Source organism: Paenibacillus sp. 01T442, assembly GCF_056398345.1.
Genome location: NZ_JBFTPF010000004.1, coordinates 20,549 through 34,097, shown reverse-complemented (window position 1 = coordinate 34,097; position 13,549 = coordinate 20,549). Strand labels below are relative to the sequence as shown.

Genomic DNA, 13,549 nt, shown 5'->3' with positions numbered 1-13,549 from the left:
AAATTACCACTGAGCGAAAGGGAGGTTACTTCTTGGACATTCATAATCGATTTGAGAACTTAGAAAAGAGAGTTGTCGAGCTCGAGAAAGAACTCGCACTTCTAAAGCAAAGCAAACCAACTGAAAACAGAGTAAGTCATCCTAATCCTAATCCCACTCCCAATCGCATTCCCGTTCAAGTTCAGCCCATTGCACCACCCCAACAAGAAGCTATGAAAGAAGAGACCGACTGGGAACACCTCATTGCTAGGGTATGGCTGCCGAGAATTTTTATGTTTGTACTTCTGATCGGTATCGTATGGGGATTCAAAGCGGCGGTTGACAACGGACTCCTCACTGAGCGGATGCGCTGTGCTATTGGCTATGTCGTCGGGGGAACCTTCATAATCCTCGGGTTTAAACAACACAAGGCTAATCGTCCACTGCTGTCACAAGTGTTGTTAGGCGGTTCCATCGGATTACTAATGCTAACCACCTTTGCTTGTCATCAATTGTATGAACTCATTGGAGCGCCTATTGCGTTCACACTGAATGTGTTATGGGTCGTCTTGGGCTTATGGTTTTCACACAAATTAAAATCACAATCCTTGGCGATCATAGCAAGTGCAGCAGGTGTTCTGACACCTTTCTTATTAAATAGTAACAACCCTTCCTCCGTATTTTTCGTTAGCTACGAGACGCTGTTATTTGTAAGTTTTATGATATATGCCATACGACATACATTTGTCGGCTTATTCTATACTTCGTTCGCGCTACTCCCCTTAGCCTTGTTCCTATTTGGCCTTGGTGTACATGGGGATACAAAGGTTGCAGCAATTGGGATGTTAGTACAACAAGTAGCTTTGCTAGCGTCTATCTGTTTGAAAAGCCCCACAATGAATCATCAACTTCGATTGCTGATTCCAAGTTTCGCGTTCACCGCTATTTGGTTTAAAGTGGCCTACACAGATACGCAATTCAACGTTGTGATGATTTCCACTTGTATTGCCTATGCCTTCATTTCCTACTGGTTCAGTAGAAAAGCACACGAGAAGCTACCCTATACGATGACAGTAGCATCCTATGCTTTACTATTCTACTCGGCCAACTACTTCAGCGCTGATGCATTACCTGGTTTCCTATTAGTTGAGGGAATTATTGCGTTGTTACTTGGTTTCATTGTGAAGTCGCTATTACAAAAAATCAATGGAATCATCATCTATGTAATCGCTTTTGCAACTGCATTGGGTACAGTCACCGAGGGTATGAGCAGTATTCTGTCGGTCGACATGTTAATATGGCTGCTATTATTAGGAACCCTGGCAGGTATGATTGCAATAGTTTCACATTTCGGGGTCGGCACCAACACGAAGAACACATTAATTACGCTTAAGTATGGACTTGGATTCCTATTCTTGTGGTTCATAACGGAAGTAACCGGAACATTGACAGATGGTTTCAGTGTGAATATCCAACACTTATGTGTTTCGACGGCGTGGCTCCTTTACGCGATTAGTGTAATTGCCTACGGATTGAAAAAAGAAGTCAAACAAATCAGACTCACTGGTATCGCTTTGTTATTTCTAACTTTAATGAAGGTCATCTTGATGGATTTGCCAAATGTCTCCCTGACAATTAAAGCTATTTTGTTCATCGGACTTGGATTTGTCGGCCTTTTGTTATCTCGCTTCTTCTACAAGAAGACATCCAACACGTGAGTACTCCCGCCACGCATCGTCAGCCATTGAAGTCGGGGGCAAAGATGCAAAAGAGCACTAATTTTCGGGATAAATAGCTAAACTTAGCTACATTAATGCAAAAGTGCAACCTTTATGACGCTAAGGTGCCGAAATGATGAGTACCAGCAGAAATTGTTGCCTAATTGCACGTATTTCGGAAAGAGCGATTAATTCGATGAGCAAAGATGCCCTTTTGCATCTTTCACAGCTGGCACCTGTTCCAAAAAAAATGGAAATAGAGGTTCTCCCCGCCGCATACGAGCGTTTCGGGGACAACCTCCTGATTTCTTGAACTATTCTCTTGCTCTGTCCGTGCGGAATGTCCCCGCTGGCAAGCCAAGTCCATTTACTAAATTGGCCTCCGTGTAATTCGCCCAGGCATAACGCGCCTTAGCTGGCTTCGTAATCTCTGGATGCCACACTTGGACGGTGTTCCCAACGATACTCGCTTCAGCGGTCAGGTACAAACCATCCTCCGCAGCAATTTGGAAGCCGATAAGTTGCTCGTTCCCCCCAGAAAGTCCTAGTCCCCCATCTGTGTGATCAAAATGAAGCACAATTCGCCCACCTTCAATATGCAGCTCAAGGTACACGGGGCCTGAGCTCGTAAGCTCTCTCCCATAGACATGCTCTAACACTGTTAAAGCGAGGCGCTGCCCGACTGTCCGCTTATCTCGCGGATGAATGTCATCGCGTTCCCCGCAATCTAATGTGACGGCCATGCCCGTATGCGGGACGCGCTCATTCACGATCGCTTGGGACTCGCGAAGCAGCGGCCACGATTCACCGTCTGGTTTACAATCCGCACAGTAGGATGTCAATTGGACGAAGTGGAAAGGGAGATTGTCATTGTGCCAGAGTGAACGCCAATTATGGATAAGACCTGATAGCAGTTTATCGTACAGCTCAGCATGGCCTGCATCGCTTTCTCCTTGATAGAACAGAAACCCCTTTACCCCATAGGGAACTACCTTGAGCAGCATCGTTTCGTAGAGACCGCTTGGTCTCATGAAGCTATGCGGACTCATTGGAGGCGGCCATGGATAGCCGCCGAGCTCCTCATCACTTGCACCAGCAGCTTTACGTAATTCATAGTCTGCCGTTGATTGATCATAGGCTTGACGGATTATTGCGAAGGCATCCCAGTCGAAATCCTTCACCTGTTCTTGGAAGGAATCTATATACACCTGCAGCTCTGGTTGCTGGTTAATGGTGGCCTCACCCAGCTCGATGCCGAGGTGCCTCCCCAATAGCAGCCGATGATGCCAATCGGTACGCCTTCTGAAGCCTGAATATGCTGGGCAAAATGATAAGCAACCCCTGAAAAATCAGGGACATTTTCAGAAGTAGCCTTTTTCCACGTTGCGTTCATGGGCGTTGCTTCGGATGAATCCTCCCACTCTAATCGAGGAACTTCGAAGTGACGAATCAGAGGGAAATTCGCTTCCGCGATGTCCGTCTCCGCGTGACTCGTATCTCGCACCTTCCACTCCATGTTGGATTGTCCGCCAGCTAGCCACACATCGCCAAAGTAGACATCTTGAACGGTTGCCAGTTGTTGTCCCTCGGAGCTGATGGTTAAAATATGCGGGCCTCCCGCTTCGGATGCTGGCAGCATCGCCTGCCACTTGCCCTCTGCGCAGACGGTTTGAACCTGTTGTCCTTGGCACTCCAAGGTTAGCTGCATCCCATCCGGGCCTGTCCCCCAGACGGGGTTCTCTTGATTTCGCTGCAAAATCACTCCTTCGGAGAAAATTGCATGCAGTTGAAAGCGATTACTCATTTTCACACCTCGTTATCTAAACTTGGTATATAATGGATTAATCCTCTATCTCATGATACACTATTTCTTTGACGAAGAACGTCCTTTTTGCCGAGTAGGCGGAGGGCGTTTTTTTGTTTTTCTAACAACGATTTCTCCAGCATACAACAAACACTCACAATCAAGTTGTTTAAATAACCTACAGGTTATACAATAGAAATAAATATGCCTACAAAGTTGAGGTTTCCCCTATGCAAATTGAGGTTTCATCCAAAAATATGCCCTTCCTGGAATGCTTCTCATCGGAAACTCGCGTGAAGATGATTGAACTGCTTGGCGAAGCGCCATTAAATATTAAACAGCTGTCCCAGCGACTAGAGATTTCGTCAGCGATCGTGACGAAGCATATTCAGAAACTGGAGCAAGCTGGCATTGTGCGGTCGGAGAACGTGACCGGTGTACGAGGCACGCAAAAGATTTGCTACCTGCAGCTTGAACAAGCCACACTTCAGTTTAAGTCGAAGAAGCCTTATGAGCATCCGACAACGACGGTTGCGATTCCCATCGGTCAGTACGCCTCCTTCGACGTGAACCCGACGTGTGGCTTGGCGTCACCGACGCAGCTGATTGGCGTGCTCGATGATCCGCGGTATTTTGCGGATCCGCAGCATGTACAAGCAGGCATTCTTTGGTTCGGCAGCGGTTACGTGGAGTACCGTATCCCGAATTTTTTCCACAGCAACCAGAAGCTTCGTTCGTTGGAAATTTCATTTGAAATCTGCTCGGAAGCTCCTGGCTTTAACGAAAATTGGCCTTCGGATATTTCGTTTTCGATCAACGATAAGCCACTCGGACAGTGGACCTGCCCTGGTGATTTCGGCAAACACAGAGGGGTACTCTCCCCCGACTGGTGGGGAAATGGCAACACACAGCATGGTCTGCTGAAAATCATTACCGTGAATCCCCAGGGTTCCTTTCTAGATGGCACACAAATCTCAGCGACGACCATACACGACCTGAATATCGTATTCTCCCAAGATATTCATTTCCGTATTGCCTCCTTAGAAACGTCCACGAATTGTGGTGGTGTTACGCTATTCGGCAAACAATTCGGCAACTATGCTCAAGACATCATCGTGACGATGCAAGAAGATAAATAGCAAACTAAATAACCCTATTCCCCCACCTCAAAAAGAGGGAGGAATAGGGTTATTTTGAGCTCTATTTTAAACATTGGCATAAGAAAATTGTAAGTCATCCTGAATCGGAAGATAATGATGCTCCGTTTCCAAAATCGCATCTACCGTGCGAAGCACATCAGGTTGACGATGACTCATTTGTGCATTCTTTTTCAGCTTGAGCAGTACAGATTGATTCGCGATGACCTCTAACAACTGCCTTTTCATCTCGGCTGCGTTCTTCACTTCGACAGCTGCTCCGATTCCAACGAGATAGGCAGCATTCGCCTGCTCTTGGCCTGGAATTGGCTTGTACAGCATCATCGGCAAATCCAGCGCAAGCGCTTCGGATACGGTGAGCCCGCCTGGCTTCGTCACGATCAGATCAGATAGTGCCATCAGCTCGTGCACATGATCGACGAACCCTGTCACCATCACATGATGGTGCGTATTCGAGCCGCCCAACTCTTCTTCCAAATGCTGTTTCAGCTTCTCATTGCGACCACAGACGAACACAAACTGCACGGGAGTCTTCAGATCATCCGACTGCAGCACCGATTTAAACGACTTCCCGATCAGCCCATGGCCCCCGCCCATCACAAGGACAGTTGGCATGTCGCGGTGCAAGCCATATTTATCACGAAGCTCCTCACGATTGTAGGTTTGTGTGAATGGCATGCGAAGCGGTATCCCTGTCACAACGATACGTTGTTCAGGAATCGCATACCGCAGGAGCGCCTGTTTCACATGCTCGGCCCCAACCAGATACTTATCCGTCCCCGGATGAATCCAGTAGCTGTGATCGGTGTAATCGGTGATGACCGTCACGGTCGGCACGATCGTAAGGCCGTTACATTTTAGATAAGACATCGCTGCCGCAGCACCTGGGAACGTACACACGACTTCCGTGGGTGCTTCCTCTTCTAACAAATCCAGCATCCGTTCGGTGCTGAATGACTTCATTCTTTTGAACAAATGGGATAACGCGGTATCATGTCTGGTCTTGTGATATAGAAAACCGTATACGGAGGGCAAGCTTTTTACCCATTGCATATAACAGTATTTACCGAACCCATGCAGATACGGATGCGTCCACGCCAAATAATCGACGACCTTCACTTCCATATCCGGTCTGTACATACGTACCGCTTCAAGAATAGCTTGTGCTGCTTTATTGTGCCCATCGCCAAGACTGCCCGTCAGTATCAAAAGCTTTCCTTTGCTTCTCATTGCTTCAGTCCCCTTTCGAGCTTATCCTGCCGCGCACTAGCAGCGGTCGATCCTGTTAACCACGTTCTTCTACTTCTCTCCACTAGATAGACGACTCCTTCTGCCACTAGCACTGCACCCACGATATCCATTAACACATGCTGCTTAACGAATAATGTTGAAACGATAATGAGAATCGCCATGCTCGTTACAATGATTGTGTGCGACATTGCAATTCGTTTGGATCGGAGATAGGCTCTCATCATGAGGTATGCTGTTAACACGTGTGTACTGGGAAAACAGTTAAACGGTTCATCCGAGCGATACACCCACTGGACCGTCCGCAGCAGCCAATCACTGCCTTCAATGTTCGGTCGCGGCACTGTCGTCTGATATATAGCATAGACGCTATAACACAAAAGCAAACCTATGATAAATTCCACGAGTGTCTGGATATAATTCGAGCGATCTCGATACGCTAAATATAGGAATCCTACGGCAAGAAAGACATACCAGGATAAATAAGGAACGACGAAGCCTTTGATAAAAGGGATCTGTCGATCGAGATCCGTCATTAAACTGTACGCTGTACCGTTATCTTGATTTAAATGTATATAAATGAGCCCTACTAACGGGATCAAAAGTAGTCCGCTGCACGCAAGCAAATAGGACACCCAAGCTTTTGTTCTCATGCCAAATCCTCGCTCTCCTCTACGTTATCTCTATCATAAAGGAGTATAGCCATTTGCTAAACGCACCAAGGTACTGTCTTTCTTTAGCCAAAAGTCGTGAAAAAACCTAGACCAAAGGCGGAGTTGTCCACATCCTTTGGTGCATATAAGATGAAGGTTGATGACGCCAATGCGTTGTCTGCTTAGCAGATGTCGGCACAAATGTTACTGTTACAATATGATTACAGAAATATTACAACATAATACAGCATACCAAATCATACGCGGAAAAGCATCTTCTAGCATCTCTGTGTGAAGCATGTCATTATGGTTTGTAATGAGGACTAGCGGTTTCACGTCCAAAAGGCTATCACACTCTCGACCTGTGGATAACATTTTCTGTGGATATGTGTATAAGATATTGAAAAGATTATGCACAGCTTGCTTTGTGGACATGTTGATATTGTGGATATTTTTGGGGATAAGTATGTATTGGGTGGATTTCCATGGCAAATTTGAGGGCAAAAAGAGGGAGGAAGGCGCTGGATGGAGCGAGAAGAGTGACGGTAGAAGGTAGGCTGGCGGGAAAGGACGACTGAGGGTAGAACAAAATGCTGGTGGCAGAGTAGATAGAACTTGCAGGATAGTGGCATGTGTTGGTCGAGTGGCGTTGGTGGTTGGTGGTTGGTGGTTGATGACTTGTGCATGGTTGTATGCGGTTCGTGGCATGTGGATAGCTGAGTGTAGATTGTTGCGTGTAGATGCTGACATGTAGGTGGTCGAGTAGCGTTGGTGGTGTTTAGATACTCGCCCCCAGGCCAACTAACTGGATTTTCTCCAGCTAATTTCAGGGTTTTTCACTAAAATCGAGCATTAGATGGAAAATCTCCATTTAAATCTGACCTTTCGCGGCAAAAGAGGGAGATTGCGTCAAATTAGCTGTAGGAAATCCATTTAAATTGTGTTTCGATCAATTTACGCCGAAAATAGATGGAGGAAATCCATCTAAATCTGCCACTGCTGCCACTGCCGCACTGCCGTCACTGCCCCCCTCCCTCCGCAGCAACCATCAGCGTCAACCGACGCATCCAACAGCCGCGGACAAGCCTTATTTTAAAAACTGATCCGTTGATCCCGTCGCCACAAATTCACTTAGCTTCAGCAGTTTCTTCTTCCCCCTGTTGCCTTTTATCGTGTGTGAAGTGGGCTTCTCAGCCTTCGGATCGTCAACGATTCGTTTGACGTAATCACCTGTAAGCAGGTTATATTCTTCTTCGTCACCTGTCGTTTCGGTCATCGTCCCCGAATAGAAGGATCCCACCGTGGCACCGATCAGGTACCAGTCTTCGTCTTGAAATCTGAATCGGTAGTTCCCGTACCATCTGTCGTTACTTCCCCCATAGAAACTCACGATAAGGGAGCCTCTATCGATAGAAATGCCCGCTAGTGGATCGCCCCATACTCCGCCTTCATCGGCTTTCAGGATCGCCTTATCCGCCATGATCGATCGTGTGTAGGTGCCCTCCTTATTCCCAAAAGCAATCAAAAGCGCCCTTTCAGGTGCTTGGTCTTCTCCGCTATCCAGCTTTTCTATGACCATGGCTACGTCTTGGTTACCGTCTTTGTTCAAGTCACCTTCCACACGTACAGGGACACTTTGACGGACAAGCTGCTGCCAACCTTTGGGCATAAGGACTGACGGATTTTTAGCCTCGCTCACCTTGGGGGCAACTTCTCCCTTTTTCAGAGGAATAGAAGCCGTCGGCTCTTCTGGCACAGCGCTCGAAACAACCGTTGCAAGCTCATCTGCTTGGCACGCGGACAACCCGATCATGAATGCGAATACCATGAAATAATACGTGATTTTCAACCGCACCCCCTCCTTTCGACTCATCACTTAAACCGTATCTTATTATTCACGAAATGTGCGAAATCCTATCACTAACCCAACGACAACGAAAAGGAGTCCTAGTAAAGCTGTTCCATACGGGTACGCCAACGGGAAAATAAGAGATGGCCAGCCGAGCAAAATGTCACTCTGATATCCCACGGCAGAAGGTGAAGTTGACGTCAGATTGATCATATTCACCCTTTGTGGAACCTCACCCAGCTCATCAAATGTGAATCGATCTTCTTCAACCTGACCATCACTATCGACACTTAGAATGCGCCATGACAAGTTTTTATCCGGGGTAAACGCTGTTCCAGAGATTCGTTGAATAACCACGAACTTCTCAATTCCATTCTCCTCGACGGTCAAGACCCCAAAGTATCCATGGTACCGATTATCATCCAAGAAATTCGGCCTCACCAGGACAGGCCCCTCTACAGACCAATCCTTGTGATTGATTGTCATTTTTAAATTCGCTTGTTCACGACTGGATTCATTAAATACGCCCGATTGGAATTGATCTGCAATTTCAATCGTCTGCCCCTCCCACTTGTATACTCTAGTGTAGGTAAGCCGCGTCGCGTCGTCGCGTCGATTCATGTCCGTATACGCTGCGATTGTATGAATAGCTTTGCTGTCGTTGCCAACAGCTATATAATTCTCAACTGAAATACGATCTACTGGAATGGGTGCGCCTCTCCCGAGAATCTCCACTTTACCTAATTCCATGAAATTCACATAGATATGATCAAAAGTAAAGTCACGGTTAACACGGCTTCCGATAATCATCTCTTGCCCCATCAAGAGCAATGGCTGTGCCGAGAGCAACAGGAGCATTGTACCAATAAGTAACGGGATTAACCTTCTAAATTTCATGAGTTCGCCTCCCAACTTCAAGAAAGTCTATTCATCACACCTTTTCCACTATGTTACACCGATTTCAGAAACTTTTTGCCCCTACTTTACGTCTAATATTTGAAATATTTACCACAATTGGTGATGGGAAGTGGTTGCGAAATGAATTGGCGAGCAAGTTGGATGGTAACTTTGTTAGTGGTAACACTTACGGGACTGTTAGGTAAACCTGCAGAAACCTCGGCGGAATTCATGGCTCAGGGGCCCTATCCCCCAGATGGTTTACGTATTCCTGGATCGATAGCGCTACTGTCGGATACAGCTTACTATCCTGCAGCAGATACACCTGCCGATCAGCCCGAGGGATGGTTTTCTCCGCAAAACGTCAATGTCATCGAGACGAATGGCGCTTGGTCTATTGGCGCAGCTAACTGGAAAATTGAGACAATGTTCGGCCCTCGTTGGATTCGTCCAAATCCATGGGAGATTGATATCGCTCCACCCGATCACATTTTGCTAACCTCGGACACACCTCTTTATAGCAAAATGAGCGAACGAGGCGGTTCGGTAGCAGCCCTCGCACCTCAAGAAGTGAAGGTCGTCAGTGCGGAGAAGCAGTGGTTCTACACGAATGACACGTCCAGTAAAGCCTGGATTCAGATTCATACGTCATGGATGGGAGACTTGTGGGCGCACATCCCCGTGAAGCAAATAGGCACCGTTCAAGACGTCAGCAAGCCCGTCTATTATCCAGGTATCTACGGCAGTAAGGAGCTGTTGCCCCTTTTACAATTAGCGCAGACTTCGATGGAAACCGCATCTGCTAGGGAAACACGAATCATCMAAGAGTATACAACGATTTATGACCGTTACTTCTTGGTTGAAACCGAGGTGGGTCCTCTGTGGACTTCGCAAGCAGGTGTGACCATCGTCCCTACCGATGAAACATTAAACCTGACTACGGAGATTCCACTATTCACTGACCCAGCAAACAAAGAAACTGCCGTCGTCACAGGGGAGAAGGTTACTGCCTTCGAGAAAATCACCCAGCCGTTATGGACTGGTAGAGGTCCTTATGAGATTTGGCATTTCTCAACTTGGTACCATGTACACACGTCCAAAGGAACAGGATGGATTAATCTCTTATACGGGGAGCCCGCGGACGCGGTGAACGTTCATTGGAAGGTATCCATTCATGGTGACCGTGAGTTAATGCGTTATCCTGATGTGTACTATACATCTTCTGTCCTTTTGCTGCGAAATCAGGATGTGGAGGTTTCCGCGGTATGGAGTCTGCCAAACGGCGCCACCTGGCTCAAGGCCAGTAAGGAAGGACATACCGGGTGGATCCCTTTACAACCCTGGAACCAAGACAGATTCTGGGACCTCGATACGGGTACTGAACTACAGATTGAAACCCAATATCCACAACAGGTTATTCTTAAGCTTGATAGCCAAGGCGTTCTAAAGTGGAACGAGAATGTTGACGCAGGCTATGTAAAAAAAGGCGTGGATGTCCTGAAGCTGAAGGTTCTAGCTGAGCAGTTGGGATACCAGCAAGCGGATGTGGAAGATCCGAACGGTGCCGTTCGTTATTCGAAAGGCGACTATGCCTTCGTTCTACACAAAGGGGAACAACGTGCTGATATCTACTGGAAAAATAGTTTAACCAAATCCGTTGCCCTTAGCAGCATCCCCCAGCAACAAGAAGGTGAGTGGTACTTGGAACAGACGGATGTGAAGTTATTATTCGGACTTTCCCCCATTCCTTGGTATGAKGGGCACGCTTACTATGAAGGAGGCTACAAAGTCGAACTCGGTAAGCTCCCTGACAAGTTAGCAGGAACAACCGCTAGACTGCATGCTTTCCTTTACGATACGCAGGTACAATGGACTCAGAAAAATCTCAAAGACGCCATCCAGCCACGGCTATCTTTGGAGGAAAATAATGATCTAGGCGGCAAGGATGCCTTATCATCGATCGCGGTTGCACCCGCCAGTAAGGCCGTTTCCGCTGACACGGTCACGCCATTGTTCCAACTGAATACTTCAAGAACCCTGACTTCTGGCCCTCACGACGTGAACATCGTTCTTCGAGTAGGTGAGCGAATCGTGTGGATGCAGACTTGGCATGTGGTAATGGAGTAGTTGATTGACAGGAATATACGAAAAAAGAAGCCTTGGAAGAGGCTTCTTCTTTTTGACTTCCTATCTGCTTAACTCCCTCTAATTCCCTGTCACTTCGTCCAATCTGCCTTCAAATGATTCCACAGATCTCTCTTGCCCATACAACTCATTCAGATGGGTGAGATGCGACATTCCCCAATCATTCATCGCCTGTAGGACCGTAGACATTCCTTTGCCGTGTTCGGTGATGGAATATTCGACTTTGGGAGGAATTTGGTGATAGATCTTTCGATGAACAATATCGTGATACTCTAGCTCTCTTAATTGTTGGGTTAGCATTTTTTTCGTTATATCGGGAATCGCTTTTTGAAGTTCGCTAAATCTCATCGTGCCATTCGAGAAAAGGTGAAACAAAACGATGGGCTTCCATTTGCCTACAAGAATCTCTAGGACAGTTTCAAATTTACAATGGGGTTCCTCCATATTGATTTCCTCCTCAATTTACTTAGGTATCTTTTTGTATACTAGGTTTATTTTGAGTAACTACTTCTCAGTATCGCTCCTAGGGATTATTATACGACTATACACTTACTTAATTCAAGGAGGTAATTTTATTTTATGAATATCGCATTGTGGATCGCACAGGGAATTTTAGCATTAGCATTTATTATGGCAGGTTCAATGAAATCTTTTCAGTATGAGAAAGCCAAAGCCGGTATGCCTTGGGTCAAAGAGTCATCAAAAGGCCTGGTAACTTTCATCGGGGTATCCGAACTACTTGGAGGATTAGGATTAATTGTCCCTTATGCGACAGGAATCGCACCTATTTTGACGCCAATTGCCGCTATTGCACTATGTTTAATCATGGTACTCGCAGCCGTATTCCACGCGAAAAGAAAAGAAAACTCAGGGATCGGGATGAACATCATTTTCTTGGCGATATTACTATTTGTAGCAATCGGACGTTGGTAAGTTGCATACAGATTAACACAATGACGAGTAGGAGGTCCAACTATGCTTTCCCCTGTCTTCTTGCCTCACGGCTCACCCTATACCATTTTTGAAAAATCCGAATTCACGGCGTTCCTGAACCGCTTTGGCCAGGAGAATCGCCCGAAAGCCATCGTCATCTTCTCAGCCCACTTCGAAAGTGAAATTACGACCATTGCCGCGACTGACGATGTTCATGACATGGAATATGATTATTACGGGTTTCCTCCGTCTTATTACCAAGTTCAATATCCCGCGAGGGGCTCAACAATTGTTGCTTCCATGGTGGAAGCGCGTCTGCGCCGAAATAACATTCCGGTTCAAATGAAATATCGCGGCATAGACCACGGCGTCTTCCCTATAATGATGCACGCTTATCCGGAAGCCGATATTCCTATCGTTCCCGTTTCGGTCAACCCCTTCTTGCCTGCGAGACAGCAGATTGCGATCGGTGAAGCACTGCAAGGACTTGAGCAAGATGGCATTCTCATCATCGGAAGCGGTTTTTTGACGCATAACTTTAATGAAATTGACCGTGACAAGGATGCTCCACCACGCTCATGGGCCGTGCAATTCAGAGATTGGATTCGGGAAAAGGTGCTCGCTAGAGATATCGAGTCCTTAAGTAAATACGAAACGTTGGCACCGCATGCAGCAATAGGTGTCCCACGTGCTGAGCATTTCGTGCCTCTGCTCATTGCACTTGGCAGCGGAAGCCCGGGTCGCGACATCCGTGTGCTGCACGACACCATCGAGCATGGTTCATTAAGCACACTTTCCTTTAAATTTTAATTGAAAAAGGAGGCATTCGCCGCCAATTTTGATATTTGTGCGCTAGCGCGCGACGGCCGACGGGGCCGCTTACCTTGCGCACAATATTTGTGCGCTAGCGCGCGACGGCCGACGGGGCCGCTTTCCTTGCGCACAATATTTGTGCGCTAGCGCGCGACGGCAGACGGGGCTGCTTACCTTGCGCACAATATTTGTGCGCTAGCGCGTGACGGCCGACGGGGCTGCTTACCTTGCGCACAATATTTGTGCGCTAGCGCGTGACGGGCGAAGAACCTGCAAAATCGCTACACTTAGAAGGGAATCCTGCTCTTTGAATTTTATACTTTCTATTATTTGTAAAAAAAAAGACACTTCTA

At 47.0% G+C, this 13,549-nt stretch carries 12 protein-coding genes; 5 read left to right on the top strand and 7 right to left on the bottom strand.

The window, feature by feature from the left end; all coding sequences use genetic code 11:
• The first annotated feature begins 32 nt into the window (after positions 1-32).
• Positions 33-1,697 (top strand): DUF2339 domain-containing protein, encoded by a 1,665-nt coding sequence (locus AC1DLM_RS05680; protein WP_477569384.1) that lies wholly within the window; start codon positions 33-35, stop codon positions 1,695-1,697.
• Between the two features lie 314 nt (positions 1,698-2,011).
• Here the strand turns inward: AC1DLM_RS05680 and AC1DLM_RS05675 are convergent, their stop codons facing one another.
• Both AC1DLM_RS05675 and AC1DLM_RS05670 read right to left on the bottom strand, forming a co-directional pair.
• The gene (locus tag AC1DLM_RS05675; RefSeq protein WP_477569383.1) at positions 2,012-2,968 is read right to left on the bottom strand and encodes a sialate O-acetylesterase; all 957 of its coding nucleotides are present in this window, start codon (positions 2,966-2,968) and stop codon (positions 2,012-2,014) included.
• A complete protein-coding gene (locus tag AC1DLM_RS05670; RefSeq protein ID WP_477569382.1) occupies positions 2,896-3,501 on the bottom strand; it encodes a sialate O-acetylesterase in 606 nt (201 codons plus the stop codon). Before AC1DLM_RS05670 ends, AC1DLM_RS05675 begins: the two co-directional genes overlap by 73 nt.
• Before the next feature lie 230 nt (positions 3,502-3,731).
• Between AC1DLM_RS05670 and AC1DLM_RS05665 the strand changes: the two genes are divergently transcribed.
• A complete protein-coding gene (locus AC1DLM_RS05665) occupies positions 3,732-4,640 on the top strand; it encodes an ArsR/SmtB family transcription factor (protein WP_441989321.1) in 909 nt (302 codons plus the stop codon).
• Between the two features lie 66 nt (positions 4,641-4,706).
• Here the strand turns inward: AC1DLM_RS05665 and AC1DLM_RS05660 are convergent, their stop codons facing one another.
• From AC1DLM_RS05660 to AC1DLM_RS05645, 4 genes are all read right to left on the bottom strand, one after another.
• The gene (locus AC1DLM_RS05660; RefSeq protein WP_441989320.1) at positions 4,707-5,888 is read right to left on the bottom strand and encodes an MGDG synthase family glycosyltransferase; all 1,182 of its coding nucleotides are present in this window, start codon (positions 5,886-5,888) and stop codon (positions 4,707-4,709) included.
• Positions 5,885-6,559 (bottom strand): phosphatase PAP2 family protein, encoded by a 675-nt coding sequence (locus AC1DLM_RS05655; protein ID WP_441989319.1) that lies wholly within the window; start codon positions 6,557-6,559, stop codon positions 5,885-5,887. Before AC1DLM_RS05655 ends, AC1DLM_RS05660 begins: the two co-directional genes overlap by 4 nt.
• A 1,087-nt stretch (positions 6,560-7,646) precedes the next feature.
• A complete protein-coding gene (locus AC1DLM_RS05650; RefSeq protein WP_477569381.1) occupies positions 7,647-8,408 on the bottom strand; it encodes a hypothetical protein in 762 nt (253 codons plus the stop codon).
• A gap of 42 nt (positions 8,409-8,450) precedes the next feature.
• Positions 8,451-9,305, bottom strand: a complete 855-nt coding sequence (locus tag AC1DLM_RS05645) for a hypothetical protein (RefSeq protein ID WP_441989317.1) — start codon at positions 9,303-9,305, stop codon at positions 8,451-8,453.
• Between the two features lie 141 nt (positions 9,306-9,446).
• Here AC1DLM_RS05645 and AC1DLM_RS05640 point away from each other — a divergent pair, with 141 nt between their 5' ends.
• The gene (locus tag AC1DLM_RS05640) at positions 9,447-11,432 is read left to right on the top strand and encodes a hypothetical protein (protein ID WP_477569380.1); all 1,986 of its coding nucleotides are present in this window, start codon (positions 9,447-9,449) and stop codon (positions 11,430-11,432) included.
• Positions 11,433-11,510: 78 nt separating this feature from the next.
• Here AC1DLM_RS05640 and AC1DLM_RS05635 read toward each other — a convergent pair whose 3' ends face one another.
• Positions 11,511-11,894 (bottom strand): winged helix-turn-helix transcriptional regulator, encoded by a 384-nt coding sequence (locus AC1DLM_RS05635; RefSeq protein WP_171628932.1) that lies wholly within the window; start codon positions 11,892-11,894, stop codon positions 11,511-11,513.
• Positions 11,895-12,029: 135 nt separating this feature from the next.
• Here AC1DLM_RS05635 and AC1DLM_RS05630 point away from each other — a divergent pair, with 135 nt between their 5' ends.
• Both AC1DLM_RS05630 and AC1DLM_RS05625 read left to right on the top strand, forming a co-directional pair.
• Positions 12,030-12,383, top strand: coding sequence for a DoxX family protein (locus AC1DLM_RS05630; protein ID WP_441989315.1), 354 nt, complete (start codon positions 12,030-12,032; stop codon positions 12,381-12,383).
• A gap of 42 nt (positions 12,384-12,425) precedes the next feature.
• A complete protein-coding gene (locus tag AC1DLM_RS05625) occupies positions 12,426-13,193 on the top strand; it encodes a DODA-type extradiol aromatic ring-opening family dioxygenase (RefSeq protein WP_441989314.1) in 768 nt (255 codons plus the stop codon).
• Positions 13,194-13,549: the final 356 nt, after the last annotated feature.

Bases quoted from the DNA above. Each gene is read 5' to 3' on its own strand.
- AC1DLM_RS05635 (WP_171628932.1), bottom strand. From the start codon at position 11,894: ATGGAGGAACCCCATTGTAAATTTGAAACTGTCCTAGAGATTCTTGTA.
- AC1DLM_RS05645 (WP_441989317.1), bottom strand. From the start codon at position 9,305: ATGAAATTTAGAAGGTTAATCCCGTTACTTATTGGTACAATGCTCCTG.
- AC1DLM_RS05670 (WP_477569382.1), bottom strand. From the start codon at position 3,501: ATGAGTAATCGCTTTCAACTGCATGCAATTTTCTCCGAAGGAGTGATT.
- AC1DLM_RS05665 (WP_441989321.1), top strand. From the start codon at position 3,732: ATGCAAATTGAGGTTTCATCCAAAAATATGCCCTTCCTGGAATGCTTC.
- AC1DLM_RS05655 (WP_441989319.1), bottom strand. From the start codon at position 6,559: ATGAGAACAAAAGCTTGGGTGTCCTATTTGCTTGCGTGCAGCGGACTA.
- AC1DLM_RS05630 (WP_441989315.1), top strand. From the start codon at position 12,030: ATGAATATCGCATTGTGGATCGCACAGGGAATTTTAGCATTAGCATTT.
- AC1DLM_RS05625 (WP_441989314.1), top strand. From the start codon at position 12,426: ATGCTTTCCCCTGTCTTCTTGCCTCACGGCTCACCCTATACCATTTTT.
- AC1DLM_RS05660 (WP_441989320.1), bottom strand. From the start codon at position 5,888: ATGAGAAGCAAAGGAAAGCTTTTGATACTGACGGGCAGTCTTGGCGAT.